This is a genomic window from Pseudomonas extremorientalis (assembly GCF_001870465.1).
GTDB lineage: Bacteria > Pseudomonadota > Gammaproteobacteria > Pseudomonadales > Pseudomonadaceae > Aquipseudomonas > Aquipseudomonas extremorientalis.
Genome location: NZ_MDGK01000036.1, coordinates 73,790 through 94,083, shown reverse-complemented (window position 1 = coordinate 94,083; position 20,294 = coordinate 73,790). Strand labels below are relative to the sequence as shown.

General features: G+C 56.9%; 19 protein-coding genes, 1 tRNA gene and 1 pseudogene. 15 read left to right on the top strand and 6 right to left on the bottom strand.

Annotation, left to right across the window (positions count from 1 at the left end):
- The 8 genes from BFN10_RS29745 to BFN10_RS14160 all read left to right on the top strand — a co-directional run.
- Window positions 1–1,662 (top strand): DUF637 domain-containing protein (locus BFN10_RS29745; protein WP_244159050.1); only part of this gene is annotated, 1,662 nt, incomplete at its 5' end.
- Window positions 1,663–1,970: 308 nt separating this feature from the next.
- On the top strand, window positions 1,971–2,645 hold the full coding sequence (locus tag BFN10_RS14175; RefSeq protein ID WP_071490205.1) for a hypothetical protein: 675 nt from the start codon (window positions 1,971–1,973) through the stop codon (window positions 2,643–2,645).
- 435 nt (window positions 2,646–3,080) lie between these two features.
- On the top strand, window positions 3,081–3,443 hold the full coding sequence (locus BFN10_RS14170) for a hypothetical protein (RefSeq protein WP_071490199.1): 363 nt from the start codon (window positions 3,081–3,083) through the stop codon (window positions 3,441–3,443).
- On the top strand, window positions 3,409–3,720 hold the full coding sequence (locus tag BFN10_RS29255) for a hypothetical protein (RefSeq protein ID WP_130898116.1): 312 nt from the start codon (window positions 3,409–3,411) through the stop codon (window positions 3,718–3,720). The genes BFN10_RS14170 and BFN10_RS29255 overlap by 35 nt, the downstream gene beginning before the upstream one ends.
- 183 nt (window positions 3,721–3,903) lie before the next feature.
- Entirely contained in the window at window positions 3,904–4,485 is a 582-nt protein-coding gene (locus BFN10_RS14165) for a tetratricopeptide repeat protein (RefSeq protein ID WP_071490198.1), read from the top strand.
- 140 nt (window positions 4,486–4,625) lie between these two features.
- Complete coding sequence (locus tag BFN10_RS28805) at window positions 4,626–4,871, top strand: hypothetical protein (RefSeq protein WP_175531773.1); 246 nt, start codon at window positions 4,626–4,628, stop codon at window positions 4,869–4,871.
- Window positions 4,868–5,272 (top strand): hypothetical protein, encoded by a 405-nt coding sequence (locus tag BFN10_RS29250; protein ID WP_130898115.1) that lies wholly within the window; start codon window positions 4,868–4,870, stop codon window positions 5,270–5,272. Before BFN10_RS28805 ends, BFN10_RS29250 begins: the two co-directional genes overlap by 4 nt.
- 527 nt (window positions 5,273–5,799) lie before the next feature.
- Window positions 5,800–5,872: transfer RNA gene (locus BFN10_RS14160), tRNA-Asn, on the top strand.
- Window positions 5,873–5,929: 57 nt separating this feature from the next.
- On the opposite strand, the gene BFN10_RS14155 is transcribed toward BFN10_RS14160, so the two are convergent.
- From BFN10_RS14155 to BFN10_RS14140, 4 genes and pseudogenes are all read right to left on the bottom strand, one after another.
- Entirely contained in the window at window positions 5,930–6,229 is a 300-nt protein-coding gene (locus tag BFN10_RS14155; protein ID WP_071490197.1) for an antibiotic biosynthesis monooxygenase family protein, read from the bottom strand.
- Window positions 6,226–6,480, bottom strand: a pseudogene (locus BFN10_RS28800) (zinc-binding dehydrogenase); the annotation flags it as partial. The gene BFN10_RS14155 and the pseudogene BFN10_RS28800, both read right to left, overlap by 4 nt.
- Window positions 6,481–6,503: 23 nt before the next feature.
- Entirely contained in the window at window positions 6,504–8,330 is a 1,827-nt protein-coding gene (locus tag BFN10_RS14145) for a CocE/NonD family hydrolase (protein WP_071490204.1), read from the bottom strand.
- A gap of 47 nt (window positions 8,331–8,377) precedes the next feature.
- Window positions 8,378–9,799, bottom strand: a complete 1,422-nt coding sequence (locus BFN10_RS14140; protein ID WP_071490195.1) for a YfcC family protein — start codon at window positions 9,797–9,799, stop codon at window positions 8,378–8,380.
- 304 nt (window positions 9,800–10,103) lie between these two features.
- Here BFN10_RS14140 and BFN10_RS14135 point away from each other — a divergent pair, with 304 nt between their 5' ends.
- Together BFN10_RS14135 and BFN10_RS14130 are read left to right on the top strand one after the other, a co-directional pair.
- Window positions 10,104–11,330 (top strand): OprD family outer membrane porin, encoded by a 1,227-nt coding sequence (locus tag BFN10_RS14135; RefSeq protein WP_071490194.1) that lies wholly within the window; start codon window positions 10,104–10,106, stop codon window positions 11,328–11,330.
- A gap of 72 nt (window positions 11,331–11,402) precedes the next feature.
- On the top strand, window positions 11,403–12,308 hold the full coding sequence (locus BFN10_RS14130) for a LysR family transcriptional regulator (protein WP_071490193.1): 906 nt from the start codon (window positions 11,403–11,405) through the stop codon (window positions 12,306–12,308).
- Window positions 12,309–12,310: 2 nt separating this feature from the next.
- On the opposite strand, the gene BFN10_RS14125 is transcribed toward BFN10_RS14130, so the two are convergent.
- The gene (locus tag BFN10_RS14125; protein ID WP_071490192.1) at window positions 12,311–13,213 is read right to left on the bottom strand and encodes a LysR substrate-binding domain-containing protein; all 903 of its coding nucleotides are present in this window, start codon (window positions 13,211–13,213) and stop codon (window positions 12,311–12,313) included.
- Between the two features lie 173 nt (window positions 13,214–13,386).
- Between BFN10_RS14125 and BFN10_RS14120 the strand changes: the two genes are divergently transcribed.
- From BFN10_RS14120 to BFN10_RS14100, 5 genes are all read left to right on the top strand, one after another.
- On the top strand, window positions 13,387–14,649 hold the full coding sequence (locus BFN10_RS14120) for a dicarboxylate/amino acid:cation symporter (RefSeq protein ID WP_071490191.1): 1,263 nt from the start codon (window positions 13,387–13,389) through the stop codon (window positions 14,647–14,649).
- Window positions 14,646–16,097 carry a cysteate racemase gene (gene cuyB / locus BFN10_RS14115; protein ID WP_071490190.1) on the top strand — a complete coding sequence of 484 codons (1,452 nt, stop codon included), beginning with the start codon at window positions 14,646–14,648 and terminating at the stop codon, window positions 16,095–16,097. The genes BFN10_RS14120 and cuyB overlap by 4 nt, the downstream gene beginning before the upstream one ends.
- A 115-nt stretch (window positions 16,098–16,212) precedes the next feature.
- Window positions 16,213–16,671, top strand: coding sequence for an Hsp20 family protein (locus BFN10_RS14110; RefSeq protein ID WP_071490189.1), 459 nt, complete (start codon window positions 16,213–16,215; stop codon window positions 16,669–16,671).
- A 686-nt stretch (window positions 16,672–17,357) separates the two neighbouring features.
- Window positions 17,358–18,413 (top strand): NAD(P)-dependent oxidoreductase, encoded by a 1,056-nt coding sequence (locus BFN10_RS14105; RefSeq protein WP_071490188.1) that lies wholly within the window; start codon window positions 17,358–17,360, stop codon window positions 18,411–18,413.
- A 339-nt stretch (window positions 18,414–18,752) separates the two neighbouring features.
- Window positions 18,753–19,676, top strand: coding sequence for a LysR family transcriptional regulator (locus tag BFN10_RS14100; protein WP_071490187.1), 924 nt, complete (start codon window positions 18,753–18,755; stop codon window positions 19,674–19,676).
- Here BFN10_RS14100 and BFN10_RS14095 read toward each other — a convergent pair.
- Entirely contained in the window at window positions 19,579–20,283 is a 705-nt protein-coding gene (locus BFN10_RS14095; RefSeq protein WP_071490186.1) for a TetR/AcrR family transcriptional regulator, read from the bottom strand. The genes BFN10_RS14100 and BFN10_RS14095 overlap by 98 nt on opposite strands.
- Window positions 20,284–20,294: the final 11 nt, after the last annotated feature.

The window sequence follows — 20,294 nt, the reverse complement described above, 5'->3', positions numbered from 1 at the left end:
AATGCAACCGTCAGCGTTATCAATAATCGGGGCAATCTGGGGGCAGTGTTCAAGGACGTCACCTCATCGGATGCGATGAAGGGCTACGTGATATCGGGCGTGACGGCAGGCCTGACGAAAGGGCTTTTCGATGGTTGGACAGGCACGCAGACCAATCCAAACACAGGGGCCGTTATCACTTCGCCAGCCCTCAACACCTGGACCGGCGTTGGCCAGTTTGCGGCGAACCAAGCCTTGCAGAACGGTACGTCGACTTTGCTGAGCAAAGCGCTCGGACAAGGTGGTGACTTTGGTGATGCACTCAAAGGCGCATTGTTCAATACATTGGCTGCAGCAAGTTTTAATGCCATTGGCGACTACACCCATGGGGTACTGACGGAAGGCTACCCTCCTAAAATTGTGGTTCATGCAATGGTGGGTGGCTTGCTCTCTAAGGCCACAGGCGGGGACTTCAGAACGGGGGCTTTGGCAGCCGGGATCAACGAAGCTCTAGTCGTTCATCTGGACTCTTTGGTTAAAGGCGATAAGACCTTGTTGTCCATGAGCTCACAGATTGTGGGAGTGCTGGCAGCGGCTTCGCAGAAGGATGCTGATGCGAAGTCGATCGAGAAGGGTGGCTGGGTAGCTAAAAATGCTACGGAGTATAACTACCTGGGCGATCATCAAAAGGCTCAGAGAGAGAAAGAGCTGGCAGAAAGCAGTGACTCGTTGGATCGGCTCAGGATCAATACGAAGTGGGAATTGATCGATGCTGGGCAGGACGCCAGCTTTGCGGGTGGGGCAGTGGTTGGGGTGCCGGAAGGGCTACTTGATACGGTCAAGGGCATCTTGGAAGCTGCCAGCAGCCCGATGGAGACGTTTCGGGCATTGAAATCCGTGGTTCAAAGCGGGGATGTGCTGGGTAACGTCTCGGACGCCATGAAGCAGTCCTATATCCAACGCATTGACAATCTAGAAGCGGAGTATGAGAGAGCCGGGGCGAGTGGATCGTTTAACGCAGGGCGTGAAACCGGGAAGCTGATAAGCGAAGTGGCGGCGCTTGCGACGGGAGTGGGAGGAGCCCTAAAAGGAGGGGCATTGCTCGTCGAAAAGGTCGCTGCTAAGGTTGTTAAGGTGGAGTTGAAGGGTGCAAAAGGACCAGTGCAGGTTATCCCTGATGCAATCAGCCCACCGAAGCTCAGCCCGGTTGAAGACCTGTTTGGGCAGACATTTGAAAGTATCCCGCTGTCGCACCTTCCCAATTGGAAGACCGGTTCGCTTGTAAATGATGGGGTGTTGGGCGAGCAACTGGCCCTTCAAACCCTCAATGGAAAAACCGGCCTCAATTTCAAGCCATTGCAGAACGGTAGCAACCACGGCTGTGATGGCTGCGCGGTGGCGATCAATGGCGATACGATTACCGTGGTAGTGATGGATGCGAAGTCTTCGGTGAATGGCGTGAGTAAGGCCGGTACGCCGCATGGGGACCCGAGGACGCGGTTGGAGGGGCAGCTGGGTAATAAATCAATTGCTGACTCTGATCCTGCCTTACGTGATGCTTTGCAAGCGGAGTTGGACTCAGGAAAAGCCAAGGTTCAAGGTTTAACAGTCAAAGTCGGTGTTCCCGCCCCCGGTAAAACAGGTGTAGCAGAATTTAAGGTGGAACCATGGACCAAGAAGTAATTCAGTGCGAGCGCTCGGGCGTAAACCCAAAATGGCCCTCCTACAAAAGTGTGCTGGTGCGCATAGCCAAGGGACCACACGTCTCAGATGAATACGAGTTGAACGGCATCCGTGAATATGTTGAGCGCGGTGATGCATTTGCGAAGCCATCAATGCCTGTACCGAATAGTGACAACGTTACGCGTAGTAGCTCTGAATGGATGGCCGTTACACGAGCCCACAAGGTATTGGCAACCGCACCAGATAATCCGCAATGGCTTCTGGAATTGGCCCATTGGCTGCGCTATTACCAAGTAGGCATTTGGCAGTTGTTCTTCTGGGCGGGCCAGTTCGACATTATTGCCAAAGCGGCAGGCAATGATCGACGGCGCCAGAACTACAGCATCCAAACCGCCACTAATATGATGGCCGCTATGGCGATGTTAGGCTGGAAGGATGCCGTCATCCATCAGGGCTATCTCACCCATGCGGCTCTCAACCGTGGGCATCAATTAGTGATTGAGTACGAGGAGCAACACCGCCGCGCCCAAGCCTTTATGCTGCGTGTGTTTGCCGATTGGGTGGGCGATGTCTCGCATCAATGGCCTGCTTATGCTTACGACGAACCCATCTACGAAGCCTTGTTGGCCAAGTGGCGCACTCCCTGCCCCGACGACCTGATGCCCTGTCTGTTGGCCGCGTGTGACCGCCACACTTGGCAAACCGGCAAAGAGAGCCAGAAGAATTCCTACGACTTCAATCAGGATTGGCACTTGGAGCGCGTGCCCGTGGAAATTCTCTATATCTTGCGCCTGCGCCAGTGGGAAGGTTTAGCCAATCCGCAGAAGATTGATCATCCGCTGCTGACCGCGCCCTTTGACCAATTGCCGCCCGAGCAGCCAGTGCCTGAGTTGGACAAGTTGATGCAAGGTGTGCTCAAGCGCGCAAGGGAAGACTGGCCGCAGTACGATGAAGTGCTGTCTCTGCCAGCATTGAAGGGTTGAACAGGTGCAAAAGCCACAGCGGGTTCTGTAGACAAGCAAGCGATGCCTAGTTTTTCCAATCAATTCCCAGATCATCCAACCGTTGTTATAACGCTAATCTCAGATACAAAATTGACCCAAAGCGCAGAAAGATATAGCTAAGTCGTTCTTCAGGATGGTCAGTTAGTGAACGGGCGAAGGTTTAATGATGTAGGTGGTGGTCACATTGACCTAGCGAATGGCAAACCCGTTGTTGCTGCGGGATAAGTAAAATTGTGAGCGGAAAAGTTAAATGTATTGATAATGCATAAGCATACTATGACCCCTCTGGTCGGGCTGCTCAAGCCGCAGCAGAAGAAGCTTTTTCTAAAAAAGGGTTTGAAATGGGAGAGGAATATATAGAAAAGTCTGGGTGCCAGATTCTGGCAATTCCAGAAAAGGTGTTTGGGGGGCGAAATGAATGACGTCATTAAAGAGTTTGATGAGCTTTGTGATATAGCTATAGCCGCTTTTGGTGAAGAGCTAGATATTACCTATGAGAGGTCCTTGATAAATATTTTGGAATTTGTAAAAAAACATCCTGGCTGTAAAGAATATTTCATAAATAGATTTAAGTTGATTTTAGTGTCTCGGGGGTCTCCATTTGAAGTTGTGGCATTTTGCATGCGTGAGCTTCAGTGGCCCGAAATTAAAGAATTTGTCATTTCAAACATGAATCCTTCTGAGGACCCTCGTAGTGAGGCCCTACAAAGTACATTAACCGCATACGACGAACGTTGGCCTGATGCGGATCTTTACAGTTACTATGGTGGGGATTAATGGGTCCAAAGCAACTGGTGGCGCTGCCAGAAAGTTAGATGATCTAGCTACTAGTGGCTTAAGTTCAGCGTCAAACCTGCTAAGTGGAACAGGTCTTGGTGGTTTCAAGGTCGACTCAAGTGCAGGCGACATCACTGCTATAAATTCACAGTTTGGCAGTTTGGTTTCATTCAGAGAAATTGATACGGCTATTGCAGATGCTGCCAATTATGATGGTTTTTATAAAGAAAGCGGGTTCAATGATCAGGGGTATTACTGGCGGGCATCTTTTTGGTAATGGAAATAAATGGACTGCTGTTGAAGTGGTTGAGCAGCTGAATGTAAAAACGGTGTGGATGGCCCGCCAAAGCAAATTATTTGGAATGTTGTGGATAAGGGGTAAATGGGGTCTGACCCCAATTAGTCCCAGTAAATGGCGGCTGACCCTGAGCAGTCCCGTTAGAGTAGTTGGAGAGTAGCTGTGAACGAGTCTGATTTTAATGATGTTAAGAGACAACTGATTCGGTACCTCTCAACCGGGCTTGTCGAAAATGCAATAGAATATTTCAAGGCCTGCTCGCATTCACTGTCTGATTCTGCATGTGCTGAATGTTTAGGTGATATATGTTTCTATCAGCGTGACTTTGGTCAGGCTATTAAGCATTATGAAGTCGCTACCCAGTTGGCCCCTGATCAAGTCATAGCTCGATATCTTTTCCTTGCAGGCGTATCGAATGAGCGTGCGTCAAATGTTGTCGACGCATTCAAGTATTATCAGGCCGCCATTGAAGCCGAACCTTCATTTGTCGATACGTATCTTGAACTAGGTGCGATGTTGGTTAAGGTGGGAGATCTTGAAGGCGCCTTGCAGTGTTATGAGGATGCTATGAAAATAAAGCCTACAGACTTGGCTATTCATGAAAGTCTGGTGTCGATTTTGGGGGAGCTTCACAAGCGCACTCCGGAAAAATATGCTGATAAGTATTTAGGGGTCAACGCGGAAACTGAAAAAGTTAAGCATTCCGGAACGTCGACACCCTCGAACCGTCACGCTGCGTGGTAAGTAAAATTGATAAAGGGGATCCTAAACGGGGCGGATTTATTGAGTTTGAGGTAGGTGACGAAACGAATCGAGTGATGATGCTGTATCTAATTCGGGCCGACAATCGCCTTGCGCTGAATGGCGGGTTGATGGGGTAAATGGTGTCTGACCCTGAGGGATCCCGACCAAGCCAAGTTCCATCAGATTACGTAATGATTGACGGGAAGAAAGTTATCGCAAACACTAGGAGTTCAACTGCTTTGATAGAGGCAGGCGTTCCTAAAAATCCATGGTATGGAACCAATAAGACAGGAATAAAGGCATATGATAACTTGACCTTTGATGATTTGGTAAGGCAACAGCTTAATAACAACTACGGCGGCTCTGTAGATAAGGCTAGAAAATGATTGAAAAAATTAAATTGTCAAATCCTAGGCAACTGCTTGATCTCGATCAGTTGTTGCCTGGTGGCGGTGAAAATAGATTTGAGATTTTTTATTCGGGAACAACTCTTGAATTGGATGTTTATTATGATGATGAGAATTCAAGTGCTGGAGAGATTAAAAAGAGTATTCGTTTCTTAAAGGTTTCATATTTTTTAAAGCAGCCATTTCCCGGTTATAGTTTTTTTAGTTGTAAGGATGATGGTGATATTTCAATGCTTGGATCTCTTGTTGAATATGGATATTCAGATATTATAGCCATGCAGCAGGGCAAAGAGCTTTCAAGTGGTGACAAGCATTACAGGCTATTTCTGCATTCTGTAGGTGTTGCGTTATATGTAGTTGCAAAATCAGTAGAGGTTTGAGTTTGTGAGGTGGTAAGTTGTTGAAGGTAGGGTGTGTTCACGTGATTTAAGCATGTATAAAAGGCCTGATTTCTTGGTGTTAGTGGTTAGGCTTTGTAAGTGTTAAAGGCTGTTTCTTGTTTGTTTTTGGGGTCTTGTACCGTTGTATGGGAGAGGAAAAGTTGTCGTTGGGGAATTCTGTCTATCTATTATCTTCGATAATAAAGTTACGCGGTACGTGATTGGTTGACCAAGTGTTGTTTTCGGCCCGAAAGAATTTGAAACTGCTTGGATCAATTCGTAGTCTAGAACTTGTCCCTCTTTAGCTGCCCCTCAATTAGTAAAGCAATTTTCGCCCAACCTTCTGTATCTAGCTTAATGCCGAAGGTTACTCGGTAACTGACAGAGGGCGCCTCCTTTTCCTACAGGTCATTGAAAAGTCCTGCTTTGACAAGCCCCTCCAACCCGACTAACTTTCCTAGCGTGACGCACTCATGCGACCCACGCTATGCAGCTAACCTATTTTCTGCGCCACATTTCGTCGTGGCCCCAGTGCGCCTAACAGCTAGCAAGTGACTGTTAATCATTCGGTCCCTGGTTCGAGTCCAGGTCGTGGAGCCAGATAGCGACATAAAAAGAAGCTAGCAGCGATGCAGGCTTTATTTGCCTTGGGTTTCGCTAGGCGCTAAAAGCTGCCCCCTCAATGTGATAAACCTGCGGCTCCTCCGAAAAGTATTTTTCCAGTCCCAACCTAAACACCCGATGATCTTCACTCGCTTCAAACCCCGGTGTGTGATCCTCCAGCGATGCCCAGCGCATAATCAGGTTGAATCGCTCAGGCGTCTCGATCCCTTGCGCGAGCATGTGGCCCAGGTAGCCTTTGGCACGGCTCAGCAACGGCGCCACCTCGGCAAAGGCCCGCCTGAACGCGTCGATGTGTTCTTTATGAACCGGCAGCACGGCGATCTCGTAAATCATGGCGTTGCTTCCTGAGTGGGCAGGACGGTGATCACCATTTTTCCTTGGATACCGTTGTGAGCACTCTCCAATCGGGCATGGGCAAGTCCAATGTCGGCCAGCGCATAGACCGCCCCTACATGCGCCCGCAGTTGGCCCTGCGCAACCAACGTACTCAACTCATCCAGCTTGCCGCGATTCTGCCGCGTGAACACAAAGTGGTAGCTCGCGTTCTTGCCCCAGGCCTGGACCAGGTTCTGCGGCTGCGCTATGTATCAGAGTTTTGATCCGCCTCCTATAGCGCGCTGTTCACGACCGTGAGTATCAAACGGCTCGGATGCCCGGCGCCGATATGCACGGTATTGCGCGCCACCTGCGGATGCTCGCCCATGCCTTCGGCCTCGCCACTGTTGGGGTTTACATCGAAGCGCGGAAAGTTGCTGCTGGCGATATCCAGGCGCAGGCGGTGGCCACGCTTGAACAGGTTGCAGGTGGCGAAGGGTTCGATCACCACCTTGAAGGGCTCTCCCGGCGTGAGCGGAGCAGGGTGTTCCCACGAGTCGCGGTAGCGACACCGGATAATCCCGTCGGTGATATTCATGGCGTACCCCTGCGGGTAATCGTCGCTCGGCGGATAGACGTCCACCAGCTTGGCGGTGAAATCGGTATCCGGCGCGCTGCTGTGCACCCACAGTTCGACTTTCACCGGGCCGGCGACCACCCAGTCGTGCTCAAGCGGTTGGGTTTCGAAGCTCACTACGTCATCTCGGTCGCACAGTGCCGAGTGGTCACCCCGGGTGCCGAAAAAGTCCGGGCTTTCGATCTGGTTGAAAGCGCCACCCACGAACACCGGAGCGCCCGATGTCAGCGAGCCGCCAATGGTCGGTACCGGGTGGGCGGGATCGCTGAAGTAGCTCAATGAACTGGGCGGCCCCACAGGAGCGAGCGGCGAAAGGGCTTTTTGTGGTGTCAGGTAGAGGTTCAGCTGTTGGCTGTCCGCGAGCGGCCAACACGGCGACTTGAGCCAACGCCCGCCATGCTCCAGCCGACCCTGCGCATTTTTTCGGCCGCTGCCGCCGCCCATCAGGAACACATCGACCTGATGAGTGGCGCTCCGTTCGGCGTCGGTCGGTTTGAGCCAGCGTTGCATCCATTCCACTCGGCAACTCAACCAGTCTTCGCCCAGGTTGCCGTCGAAAGGCGCGGCGTTGCCAAATTCGGCGTTGCCGCTGTAGCTGATGTTGCGGTCACCGTGTAGCCACGGGCCCATGATCAGGCGTTGAGGTGACTGCTTGCGTGCGGTGAACGCCGTGAAGTTGTCCAGCGTGCAACTGACATAGGCGTCGTACCAACTGGACATGAACAACACGGGGATGTCCGGGATCTGCTCGTAGAAACCTTCGGCATAGATACCCAGTTGCTTCCAGTACTGATCGAAGTCCCCGTGGGACCACTGCTCGAACAGGTAGTTTTCGTACTCCGGTACATGGCGCAATGGCGAATGCCCTGGGCGCCACGGCATGCGTGCAAACCAATCGAGAATATCTTCCTGGGCCAACGCCTCTCGCAACTGCGGGTCGGCCTGCACGGCGGCGCTTTGCTGGGCTTGCTTGTAGGCCCAGGTCGCTTGCTTGAGTTCGAACGCGCCGCCCTGGCGAATGCCGCACTGGTAGGCGTTGGCGAACCCCCCCGAGTCCAGCACCATGGTCTTGAGACCTGGCGCATTGCAGCAGGCCATCGCCATCTGCGTGTGCGCTGCATAGGACAGGCCCATGCTGCCGATGTGGCCATTGCACCAGGGCTGTTCGACGATCCAGCGCAAGGTGTCGTAGCCGTCTTCGCCTTCATTGATGTATTTGGTGAACACGCCTTCGGAACGGTAACGCCCGCGACAATCCTGGAAGATCGCCACAAAGCCCTGCTCGGTAAAAGCTGCGGCCATTTGCTCGCGGGTAAGGTGCAGCCCGTCCAGGCGTTTTTCCGAGCGTGAGGGGCCGGATTTGTCGTAGGGCGTACGCTCGATGACAACCGGCCAGGGCCCGCTGCCCAGCGGTAGATAAATGTCGGTGGCCAGGCGCACGCCATCGCGCAGGGTGATCATCTGGTTGCGTACGATGTGCATGTTTTCGAATGCAGGGAGGGTCATGACAAAGCCTTGGTCAGTCGAATTCAATAGCCGGTGAGGGCGGCGCAGGCGAGCAGGAGCAACGCCACCGCGGTGCAGATCAGGAACAGCGGCAGCACAAACCGAGCCCACTGCACCCAGCCCACATTGGCCGCAGCAAGCAGTACCAGCAGGCCGCTGGAAGTGGGCGTGATCATGTTGGTCAAGCCGTTGCCCAGCAGGAAGGCATACACCGTGGTCTGCGGGCTCACGCCGGCCAGTTGGCCCAGCGGACCGAAGATCGGCATCGTCACGGCGGCCTGCCCGCTGGTGGACGGAATCACCACATCCAGGCTCATCTGCGCGAAGAACATGCCGAACGCCGCAGGCAGTTGGCCGTGCTGGCCAATGATCTGCGACAGGCCGTGCACGATGGTGTCCAGCACCTGGCCGCTGGCGAGGATCGACTCCACGGCCGTGGCCAGTGCGATCAGCACGCCGGCCATGAGCATCTTGTTCATGCCTTCGACAAAGGTGCTTGCCGTGGTGCTCGGGCTCATGCCTGCGATGGCGGCGAAGACGATGGTCAGCGCCAGGTAATACGAGGACAGCTCGGGGGACTTCCAGTGCCAGGTGTTGGAGGCGTACACCAGGAAGCCGACCCCAACCCCCAGTGTGATCAGGCTGAGAGTGTGCCGCACGGAGAGTTTTTTGCCCGAGTGGGAAAATGTGGCCGAGGTATCGAAGCCGCTCCGGCGGATGTAGAACAAGATGTAGCCCACGGCCAGCGTGACAAAAATGAAGTACGCGACGATGCGCATGCTCAGCCCGCTGAACACTGGCAGGCCGACCAAGGGTTGCGCGACAGACAGCGCGATGGGGTTGGAAATCGAGCCCATGTACCCAGTCTTTACCGCCAGCGCGACGATTGCCAAGCCGACGATGTTGGGCAGGCCCAGGCGGTTTGCCATGGCCACCATCACGGGCACGAACATGATGTATTCCTTCGCCAGCCCCATGAAGGTGCTGCCTGCCGACAATGCGAGCATCAGGGTTGGCACCAGAATGTAGACGTTGCCTTTGGTGGCACCGAGCAGCCGGTCCAGGCCGGCATCGATGGTGCCGGTCTTGTTCAGCACGGCAAACATGCCACCGATGAACAGCACCATGAAAATCAGCCCGGCGCGTTTCTCGATGGCCAGGGGAATGGCCAGAAAGGTCTCGGCCAGCGATACCGGTTGTGCCACGGTTTTATTCGACGAGCGCGGCGGCAGGGCGAAGAGTTGGCTGAGCGAGGTGTCTTTTTCCAGTACCTGATAGGTCCCGGGAATCACGCGGACGTCTTGGCGTTCAAACTGGCCGGAGCGCACCACATAAGTCAGCACCATGGCCAGGAACACAATGCTCAGCAAGATGATTGCCGGGTTGAGTTGGCGGGTGTTTTTGGGTGGCGCGGTGTCGGTGACTGTTGGCGCAGTGGATGACATAGCGGTGCTCTCATCTTTTTTTTATGGGGATAGCCAACGGCTACATCGGCACAGTAGGGCAATCATAAATACCTCACAACGTTATGAAGAACGCGTATTGGGCTATGCGTTTCAAGGTGTTGTCGGGTTATCTGTCATAGCCTGATGCGCTTTTGTCATAAGCTTGTCGCCCCTGTTTTAATTCGATAGCGTTGTTTGCTCATTCAGGTCATTAACACCGAAGAACATCGGCCAGGAAATACTTGGTCAAGTTACTTTTCTTACTCTCTGCCACAAAAAATAAAACACAGCTGAGGGCTTAACTATGCGTGCGTTTATAACGACCGGCGGGCTTTTGTGCGCCAGCTTAATGGTGCCTGGTATATCAAGCGTGCGCGCCGAAGGTTTCCTCGGGGATTCCACCGGCCACCTTGCGTTGCGTAATTACGCCTTCAATCATGACAACCGCAGCGGCGGCAACGACCGTGTCGAATGGGCACAGGGGTTGTTGCTGACGATGCGTTCCGGATTCACGCCCGGGGCCGTCGGGTTTGGCCTTGACACCCTTGGCCTGCTGGGGCTGAGGCTTGACTCCAGCCCTGCACACGCCGGTACAGGCCTGTTGCCAGTGCATGATGATGGCCGCGCCGCCCGTGATTTTTCCAGCCTAGGCGTGACCGGCAAGCTGCGTTTTGCCGATGTCGTGGTGAAGACGGGCACGTTGTTGCCCAAGAACCCGGTGGTCAGTTACAACGATGGGCGTTTACTGCCACAGACGTTCCAAGGTACGCAGTTTGAATACACCGGTATCGAACATCTATTTGTGCAAGGTGGGCGACTGGATCAATCAAAGTTGCGTAACTCCAGCGATAACGTCGATCTGATACCGAGCGGTTACAAAGGTCCGAAGCATGGTGATTTTTACTTTGTGGGTGGTACGTATGCACTCAATAAGACCATCAGCCTGTCTTATTACTACGGTGAACTTGAAAACTTCTATCGCCAGCACTTTTTCGGGGTTGTGCATAAAGTGGCTGTCGGGCCAGGTCACTTGACGACGGACGTGCGTTATTACAACAGTTTTGAAACGGGGGCGGCCTATAACGGTGCTGCGGACGCCGACATGTTCAGCGGCTCCTTGAGTTATCGGCTCGGCGGGCATACGTTCGGAGGCGGCTATCAGCAATTGTCCGGTAACGCCGCATTGCCGTATTTGAATGGTGCGGCCACCACGTCCTTTACCAGTCCGGGCGTGAGCAAATTCATCCTGGAGGATGAGAAAACCTGGATGCTGCGCTACGACTATGACTTTTCCGCCCTGGCGATCCCGGGCTTGAGTTTCATGATCCGCTACTACAAAGGATTCGACGCCAAGTATTCTGGCAAACCGGCCGATGAGCACGAGCTGGATACCAGCCTCAAGTACGTGATCCAGGACGGCACATTCAAAGGCCTGGGGGCAGAATTTCGCAACACGGCGTACCGCTCAAATGTGCTCACCAGTTGGGACTACAATCGCCTGTACCTGACCTACGACATCAAGCTCTGGTAGGGCTGCAAGGCTGGACGCCGCCGGTGTTGCCAGCGGAAACTGCGCCCAGTCGTGTCTGCTTGGAGCCCGAGCGTGAATCTCAAACAACTGGAAGCGTTCCAGGCCATCATGTCGACCGGTTCGACCATCGATGCCGCCACGCGCATGGGCTTGTCCCAGTCGGCCATCAGCCGTTTGCTCAGCCAGCTCGAAGAGTCACTGGGCTTTGCCTTGTTCCTGCGCAGGAAGGGCAGGCTGACGCCGACCTCCGAGGCCGAGGCGTTTTTGCCGGAGGTGTCGGGGCTGGTCGACAACATGCAACGCGTCCAGCGCATGGCCGACGACCTGCGCCTGGGTCACGCTGGCCGGGCGCTGCTGCGCGTGGCGGTGCCCACCAGCATGACCCACCAATGGTTGCCCCGTGTGGTTGCCGAATTCATGCAGGGCCGCGACGACCTTGTTATCGAACTGGTCACCGGTTCCTACGATGCGCTTGAGCGCGCGGTGCTGGACCGCAGCGTCGATTTTGCCTTTGTGCGCCTGCCCACCGAATTGCCGGGCTTCGACGTGGTGCCGGTGTTGCAGGTGCAAGGCGTGTGCGTGCTTCCCCAAACGCACGCGCTGTGCGAAAAGCGCGTTATCCAGGTGAATGATTTGCGCGGTGTGCCGCTGGTGCTGCTGGGCCGCCAGCGCAACCTGCGCACGGAGCTTGACCAGGTATTTCGGCAGGCGTCCATTCTTCCCAACGTGCGCATGGAAGTGCATTCGGCAGGTGCTGCCTGCGCTTTCGTCGCCGAGGGCATCGGCGTGTCCATCATCAATGAATTGCTGGCCAATGATTTCTTGGACTTGCCGATCGTGACGCGGCCTTTTCTACCGGTTTTGCCGTATTCATTCGGCCTGGTTTTTCGCAGTGATGTTCCCCGTACGGCCCTGACGCAAGCGTTCTCCGATTTACTTGCCCAGCGTTTGCGAATGGCGATGCCGCAGGTGCATTGACGTCAGCGCAGCCCTTCGAGCGTGCGCCACAACTTCCTCATCGTCGGGTTCTGGTTTTCAATCGCGCAGTACGAGCGAATCTCCAACCGCGTACTCCACTCCTCGCCACCCGCCCGCACCAGCAGCCCACGCTCCAACTCATCCACCACCGCGCTCTGTGGCAACCACGCCACACCGTAACCTTCGATAGCCATGCGCATCAGCAGCATGGCCATGTCGGCTTCGTAGCAGCGCTCCAGCACGGCGGGTGCAGGGCCGTTCTTGATCACGATTTCCGCGACCCTGCCCAGGAACGTGGTGGCCGTGTAAGCCAGATGCGGGACGGGTTTTCCCGTGCTCCCCGGCAGGCGATACAGCGGTCGACCGCGTTTGTCCGGCGCGCACAACGGAATAAACGCATCATGCCCCAGGGCCAGGCTGCCGAAGCGTTGCGCATCCAGCAGGATCGGCGCCAGGGGATGGTGGTAGACGATCATCAAATCGCAACTGCCTTCTTCCAGCGCAATCACCGCGTCATGAATATTCGCCGCCACCACCCGTGCATTGAACTGCTCGGTCTGGCGCTGGAACTGCGCCAGCCACTTGGGCAGGAAGGTCATCGACAGGCTGTGGCCGGCGGTCACCTGGATCGAGCGGCCCGGCATGCGTTCCACCTCGCGCAGGCTGGCGCGCAGGCGCATCAGACCGGCCAGCGCTTCGCGGCTTTCGCTGCAGAAGGCTGCGCCTGCGGCGGTCAGTTGCACCGGGTAGGTGCCACGGTCGACCAGTTCGACGCCCACCCATTCTTCCAGTGAACGAATGCGCCGCGACAACGCCGATTGCGTCACGCAGCGCACTTCGGCGGCGCGGGAGAAATTTTTCCACTCGGCGATGGCCAAGAGGTCGTCCAACCATTTGATCTGCATGCCGGTTCTCCAGGCGATGAGCCCTGAGTGTATGCCGCCGCGCGCAGCCTGGGCTGGGCTTTCTACAAACTATTCCAAAAGCGCATGGGGTTAGCTGGATTACTCATCATGGCGGCCGGGGTGGGTCCCTAGAATCCGCTCCATACAACAAAAGCCATCTGAGGGCCGCACCTGTGAAGAAGAACAAACTCCCCCGTCGAATCGCAGTTGGCATCGTCTTGGGCGTGCTGGTGGGTTGGGCATGTCACCACTATGCAGGAAGCGAGCAGGCCGCCAAGGCGCTGGCCGGGTACTTTTCGATGGTCACCGATATTTTCCTGCGCATGATCAAGATGATCATTGCGCCGCTGGTGTTCGCCACCCTGGTGGGCGGCATCGCGAGCATGGGCAGTTCGCGCTCGCTAGGGCGCATCGGCTTGCGTGCGATGCTGTGGTTCGTCACGGCGTCGCTGGTCTCGCTGATGCTTGGCATGGCCCTGGTCAATCTGTTCCAACCGGGGGCCGGGCTGAACATGCAGGTGGCGCAACATGCGACGGCAGCGGTGCCGGTCAACACCGGGGACTTCAGCCTCAAGACCTTCATCAGCCACGTATTCCCGCGCAGCATTGCCGAGGCGATGGCCAACAACGAGATCCTGCAGATCGTGGTGTTTTCGCTGTTCTTCGGCTTCGCCCTGGCCGGGGTCAAGCGCGCCGGCTACACGCGCATCACCGACACCGTGGACGAGCTGGCCAAGGTAATGTTCAAGATTACCGACTACGTGATGGCTTTTGCGCCGATCGGCGTGTTCGCCGCGATTGCCTCGGCGATCACCACCAACGGCCTGGGCCTGCTGGCCGATTACGCCAAGCTGATTGCCGAGTTCTACCTGGGGATCGCCCTGCTCTGGGTGTTGTTGTTCGCCGCCGGTTACCTGTTTCTCGGACGCTCGGTGTTCACCCTCGGCAAGCTGATCCGCGGGCCGATCCTGCTGGCGTTTTCCACGGCCAGCAGCGAGTCGGCCTACCCCAAAACCATGGAGGCGCTGGAGAAGTTCGGCGCGCCCAAGCGGGTCTCCAGTTTTGTGTTGCCGCTGGGCTATTCTTTTAACCTTGACGGCTCGATGATGTACCAGGCGTTCGCGATCATGTTCATCGCCCAGGCCTACAACATCGACCTGAGCTTCACCCAGCAACTGCTGATTTTGCTGACGCTGATGATTACCAGCAAAGGCATGGCCGGCGTGGCGCGGGCGTCGGTCGTGGTGGTGGCGGCGACGCTGCCGATGTTCAACCTGCCCGAGGCGGGTTTGTTGCTGATCATCGGTATCGACCAGTTCCTCGACATGGCGCGCACCGCCACCAACGTGGTGGGCAACAGCATCGCCACGGCGGTGGTGGCCAAATCCGAGAGCGCGGAAGAACCCGCTGAACTGCCGCAGGGAGTGCACGCATGAAAACCACCTCCCGGCTGGGCATCGTCGGCGGGCTCGGTTCGCTGGCGGGCGGCGATCTGTTCTACAAACTGGTCAAGTCCCGTGCCGTGCTGGAGGACCAGCGGCGCTATCACTTCCTGTTCGAGCAGCACCCGTTCAAGGATGTACTGCTGCCCCTGGACCGTAACGCGAGCATGACCGCGCGCAAGTTCTATGTGTTCCAGGTATGCAAGACCTTTGAAAACACCGGGGTGGATGCGGTGCTGCTGCCGTGTTTTGCCAGCCAGACCTTTCGCGCTGAAATCCAGCAGGAACTGGGCATTCCCGTGCTGGACATGATGCACGCGCTGGTCCGGCACATCACCCGTCGAATAGCGCCTGGCACCACCCTCGGCGTGATCGCATCGGACTTCGTGCGTCACAGCGGCTTGTTTGAACAGCACCTCGGTCAGCACTTCAACCTGGTGTACCCGGAGGACCACGCCCAGGCTGCCTTGATGGAGGCGATGTACGGCGTCAACGGCATCAAGGACGGCCACCTTGACGGTGTGCCGCTGGAGTCGGTGTACCAGGCGTGCCTGTCGCTGCAAGGGCAGGGCGCCACGGTGATTGTGCCGGGCATGACCGAGCTGTCGCTGGTCTGCGGCGACCTGCAACGGCGTGGCATCAGCGCCCTCGACATCAACCAGATCTACGCCGAGTTCGCCACCCAGGCCGATGGCTCGGCGCGTCAGCCACCGTTCAAACTGGGCATCGTCGGCGGCGTCGGCCCGGCGGCTACCGTGGACTTCATGGGCAAGGTGGTCGCCCATACCCCGGCCGGCAAAGACCAGGACCACATCAAGATGGTGGTGGAACAGAACCCGCAGATCCCCGACCGCACCGCCAACCTGCTACGCGATGAAACCGACCCGACCCTGGCCCTGTACGCCACCTGCAAACGCCTGGAAAGCGCCGGCGCCCAGGCCATCGCGATTCCGTGCAACACCGCCCATGCGTTTGTCGAACGCATCCAGGCGCACCTGCGCGTGCCCATCGTCAACATGCTCAGCGAGACGGTGGAGTGGATCGTGCAGACCTACGGCAGCCGCCAGGCCGTGGGCTTGCTGGCGACGTCCGGCACCCTGCAAAGCCAGGTCTACCACCAGGCCGCGCGAGGCTGCGGCCTGCAACTCATCACGCCTGGCTTTGATTACCAGGCGCTGGTGATGGAGGCGATCTACGGCGAACGGGGGATCAAGGCGGGGTTTACCGCTGGCGTGTGCCGTGAGCAGTTGCTGCTGGCGGCGGAGCATTTGTGTGAACAAGGGGCGAAGGTGTTGATTCTCGGGTGTACCGAGTTGCCGTTGGTGCTGGCGCATTGCGAGGCGTTCGAGATCGGCGCCCACCGGGTCGCCCTGGTTGACCCCACGACGGTTCTGGCGCGCCGTTGTGTCAGCCTTTCGTCGGGAGCTCATCGTGTCGGATAAAAAAATTTTGTGAGCGCCGCTTGAAAATTTCCAGCCTGAACCTACTTAGGTTTTACGCGATGCCGAATGCGGGTCGCGTATCAAATCACTTGGAGAAACCTCAGGAGATTTTGCAATGGCTACTACTCTTTCGTTGGCCCCACTGTTCCGTCACTCTGTCGGCTTTGACCGTTTCAACGACCTTTTCGAATCGGCGCTTCGCAGCGAGGCCGGCACCACCTACCCACCTCACAATGTCGAAAAGCACGGTGACGATCATTATCGTATCGTGATTGCGGCCGCAGGCCTGGTGGAGGATGACCTGGAAATCCAGGTGGAAAAAGGCGTGTTGACCGTCGCCGGCGGCAAGCGCGAACACGATGAGGGCATCACCTACCTGCACCAGGGCATCGCCCAGCGCGCGTTCCGCTTGTCGTTCCGCCTGGTCGACCACATCGAAGTGCAGGGCGCGCAGCTTTCCAACGGCCTGCTGAGCATCGACCTGCTCAGGGTGGTACCGGAGGAAGCCAAGCCAAAACGCATTGCGATTGGTGGCGCTGCCAAGGCGGATGTGAAATCCATCAGCGAGCAGTGAGTTGAAATGAATAAAGGCGCTCTTTGGAGCGCCTTTATTTTGCCCAATGATTAACAGTCATTTTCTATCTTATTTGCGCTCGTCGTTTGAGCCCGAGTCCACCCCTGCGAGGCCGGGCACGATGCCAAGGGCTCGGGATCGTCCGGTGCATATGGGGTCAGGCCTTTATGAAGAATTATTTAAGAATGACCTGGCACATCCTGTCGGCGTGAGTGCTTTCTGGGCGTACCGCGTTTTTGACTCCCTTCATTAACCCCTAATAATCAATTGCTTGAAAAAGAATAGTCAGTGTCGGATCGGGAAACCGTTCATAAGCTGGCTATCTTTTTATGCGCGTTTTATTCCAAAAAGGTCTTTTGTCGAAAAAGCGGCGACATGATTGATTCACGTTGAAGTGTAATAACTTGTTTCAGATTTTTTGCCGCTTTTGGGTACCGATCTGAGGGCTTTCTGTCGGATAACAGGGGGACATCCGTTCGTTGCGATGCGGTGGTTTCGGCCTGTGACATTGATGATTTTGCTTCCACCCACGCGGTGGAGTGCAAACAAGGGATCTGTATTAATTATCGAGGCTTGAACCGATGAACCTACAAGGGCCAGGACTACACACTTGGTAAAGCACCCGCCGACAGCCGGGGCGACCTGGCTGTCGGCGCGGTTGTGCGCCTTTCAAGAGGATCACAAGCATGGCATTCACCACCCTGATACTCGATGCACCCGGCCCGCCGTTGTTATTCGAGGAAGTCGACCGATTCCTCGCGTTGGGCCTGGTCGTCACCCTGAATCTCTACTATTTCACTGATAAGGATGGTATCCGCGAGCACTATGGCGAGCGCATTCACTACACCGAGATCAACGGTCACGACCGGCAGGCTTTCATGGGGGCCGTGATGTTGGCCGGAGGGTACAGCGTGTTCAAGACGCGCCTGAATATTCCCATTGAGGGCGAACTGATTCGCAACGCTGCGTCACCGGCTCTGCCAACGCCGCTGCGCGCTATTGCTCAAGCCGGTACGGGTGTCAACCATATCGACCGGCAAGCGGCCCAGCAGTGTGGCGTGACCCTGCTGAACACTCCAGGCGCCAACGCGATTGCGGTTGCTGAATATGTCCTGGCCCAGGCGTTGTATTTATCCCGGGACCTGGACCACTACAACGCTGAAACGCACAAGGGATGCTGGTCCAAGGGCACCTTGGCGCCAGGCCTGGAGTTCGGCGAACTCACGCTAGGGGTGGTCGGCACGGGCAGCATCGCTCAAGAGGTCGCACGCAAGGCGGGAGCGCTCGGTCTCAAGGTCATCGCCACCGGTTCGGAACGCTTTACCGACCAGGTCGCGCGCAGCCTTGGCCTTGAGCGCCGGCAAACCCTCGAAGCATTGCTGAGGGAGGCCGACGTGGTCTCGATCCACGTACCGTTGACCCCGCTGACCCGCGGCCTGTTTGGGCTGACCCAGTTCAGGCAGATGCGCCAAGGTTCGATACTGATCAACACCGCGCGCGGCGGCATCGTCGATGAAGCGCAGTTGGCGAGTTTCATGACGGCGTTTCCCAGGCATATAAAAGCAGTCGCCATCGATACCTTCGCCCTGGAAAAAGACTGCTTCCACTCGCCACTGGCAGGCGTCGGCAATGCCCAGCTCACACCGCATATTGCAGGCACCACAACGACGGCAATCCGCAAGGCTTCGCGGCAGATTGTCGACAAGATCCACGCGCTCAGCCTGGCGGCGAACGCAGGTTAACCCCTCGACACAAGGAAGCCTTCCTCATGCAACGCTCTATTCATCAACGCCTGGACGCCCTCAGTTGTACCGACCTCAAGCCGCTGGACCGGTCCTTCAGCCTTACGGGCAAAGCCTGGACCCTGCGCTACGGACCTGTTGGCCTGGAGGGGGGCTCGGTGGGCGACGGCCATCGACGCCGGTGTCCCATTGCGGCAAGCGCGCGCAGACTACGGGTACCACGCCTTGCAAACCCCGCGCGGCTGACAACCCTGATCGAGCCAACGGCGTAAGCAAGCAGTGGCACACTGGGCGCGGACGTGTTGCAATCCCCCGCAGCCGTAACCGGGTGGACCCATTGTGAAACGCCATTTCGAAGACCTGCAGCTCGGCAGCATCGAGCTGTTTTGCCTCGCCGCCGAAGCCAACAGCTTCACCGCCGCCGCGCAGGTCGCCGGTGTCACGCCGGCGGCCGTGAGCCGCAGCATTTCACGCCTGGAAGAGCGCCTGGGCGCGCGGCTGTTTGTGCGCACCACGCGCAGCATCCGCCTTACCGACAGCGGCCGGACCTTCTTCGAGCAATGCCGCCAGGCCCTGACCCAACTGGTGGAGGCGCAACAGGAGGTGATGGGCGCGCAAGCAGTGCCGTCCGGCCTGTTGCGCATCAGTATTCCCACCACCTACGCCCATCACCGTCTGCTGCCGCTACTGCCCAGGTTTCGTGCGCTGTACCCGCAGGTGACGGTGGATATCCACATCAGCAATCGCAATATCGACTTCGTCGCCGAAGGCTACGACCTGGCGGTCCGTGTGCGCGCCCAGCCCGACTCATCGCTGATTGCGCGCCTGCTGGAAGACGCCGAGTTGGTGGTGGTCGCGGCACCGTCCTATCTTGAACGCGCCGGCATCCCACAGACGCTGGAAGATCTGCCCGCCCATGAATGCATCCAGTACGAATTGCCCAGCAATGGCCGGCGTATCTCCTGGCTGTTTCAGGTGGATGGCAAGGCGCAAGAGTATGCGGGGCAGGCGGGGTACAGCTGCTCCGATGATGTGCTGGGCGGGGTGACCCTGGCCAGGCACGGCGCGGGGTTGTTTCAGACCTACAAGTTTATTGTCGAGCAGGAACTGGCTGACGGCAGCCTGGTAGAAGTCCTGCAGCCGTTCGGTGGGCGTTCACGGCCGTTTACCTTGTTGTATCCCCATGGTCGCTATGTGCCGCATCGTGTGCGGGCGTTTGTGGATTTCCTGATGCAATGCCGGGACGAATCGGCGGCGCCGTAGACGCGGCAATATCCCAGGTCAGCAGCAGTTGGCTGATCGCCGCGTCGATGCTGGCGTGGGGTACGTTGTCGCGCGCAAGGATCGAAATGCCCTGCAGAAAACTGTCAAATACCGTCGCCATCACCGCCGGGTCAATCGTGCCTGGCAATTGCCCTGCACGTATCGCACGCTGCACACAGGCCACAATCCCCGCCCGTGTGCGCAGCCGCGATTGCGTCAATCCATTCGCCACCCGCGCATTCTCGGGGCTCGGCGCACTCATCACGCCCAGCGCCACCATGCAACCCTTGGGATGCCCGTCTTCACACTGCATGCGTGCCGACTGGCGCAGCGCCGTTTCAACCGCCTGACGCGGCGACAGGCTTTCGTCCCACAGGCATTCGGTGACCTGTGCGTAGGTCGTCAGGTAGCGCTGTACACATTCGTCGAACAGCGCCTCTTTGGAACCGAACGCCGCATAAAAACTCGGCGCGGAGATACCGCCACCCAGGCCAGCCTTGAGTTGGGCGAGTGAGGTGGCGTCGTAGCCGTGCTGCCAGAACAGGTGCAAGGCTTGGTCTACGGCGTGATCGCGGTCGAAGGTGCGGGGGCGGCCCATTTGTGCCATGGCGGATCTCC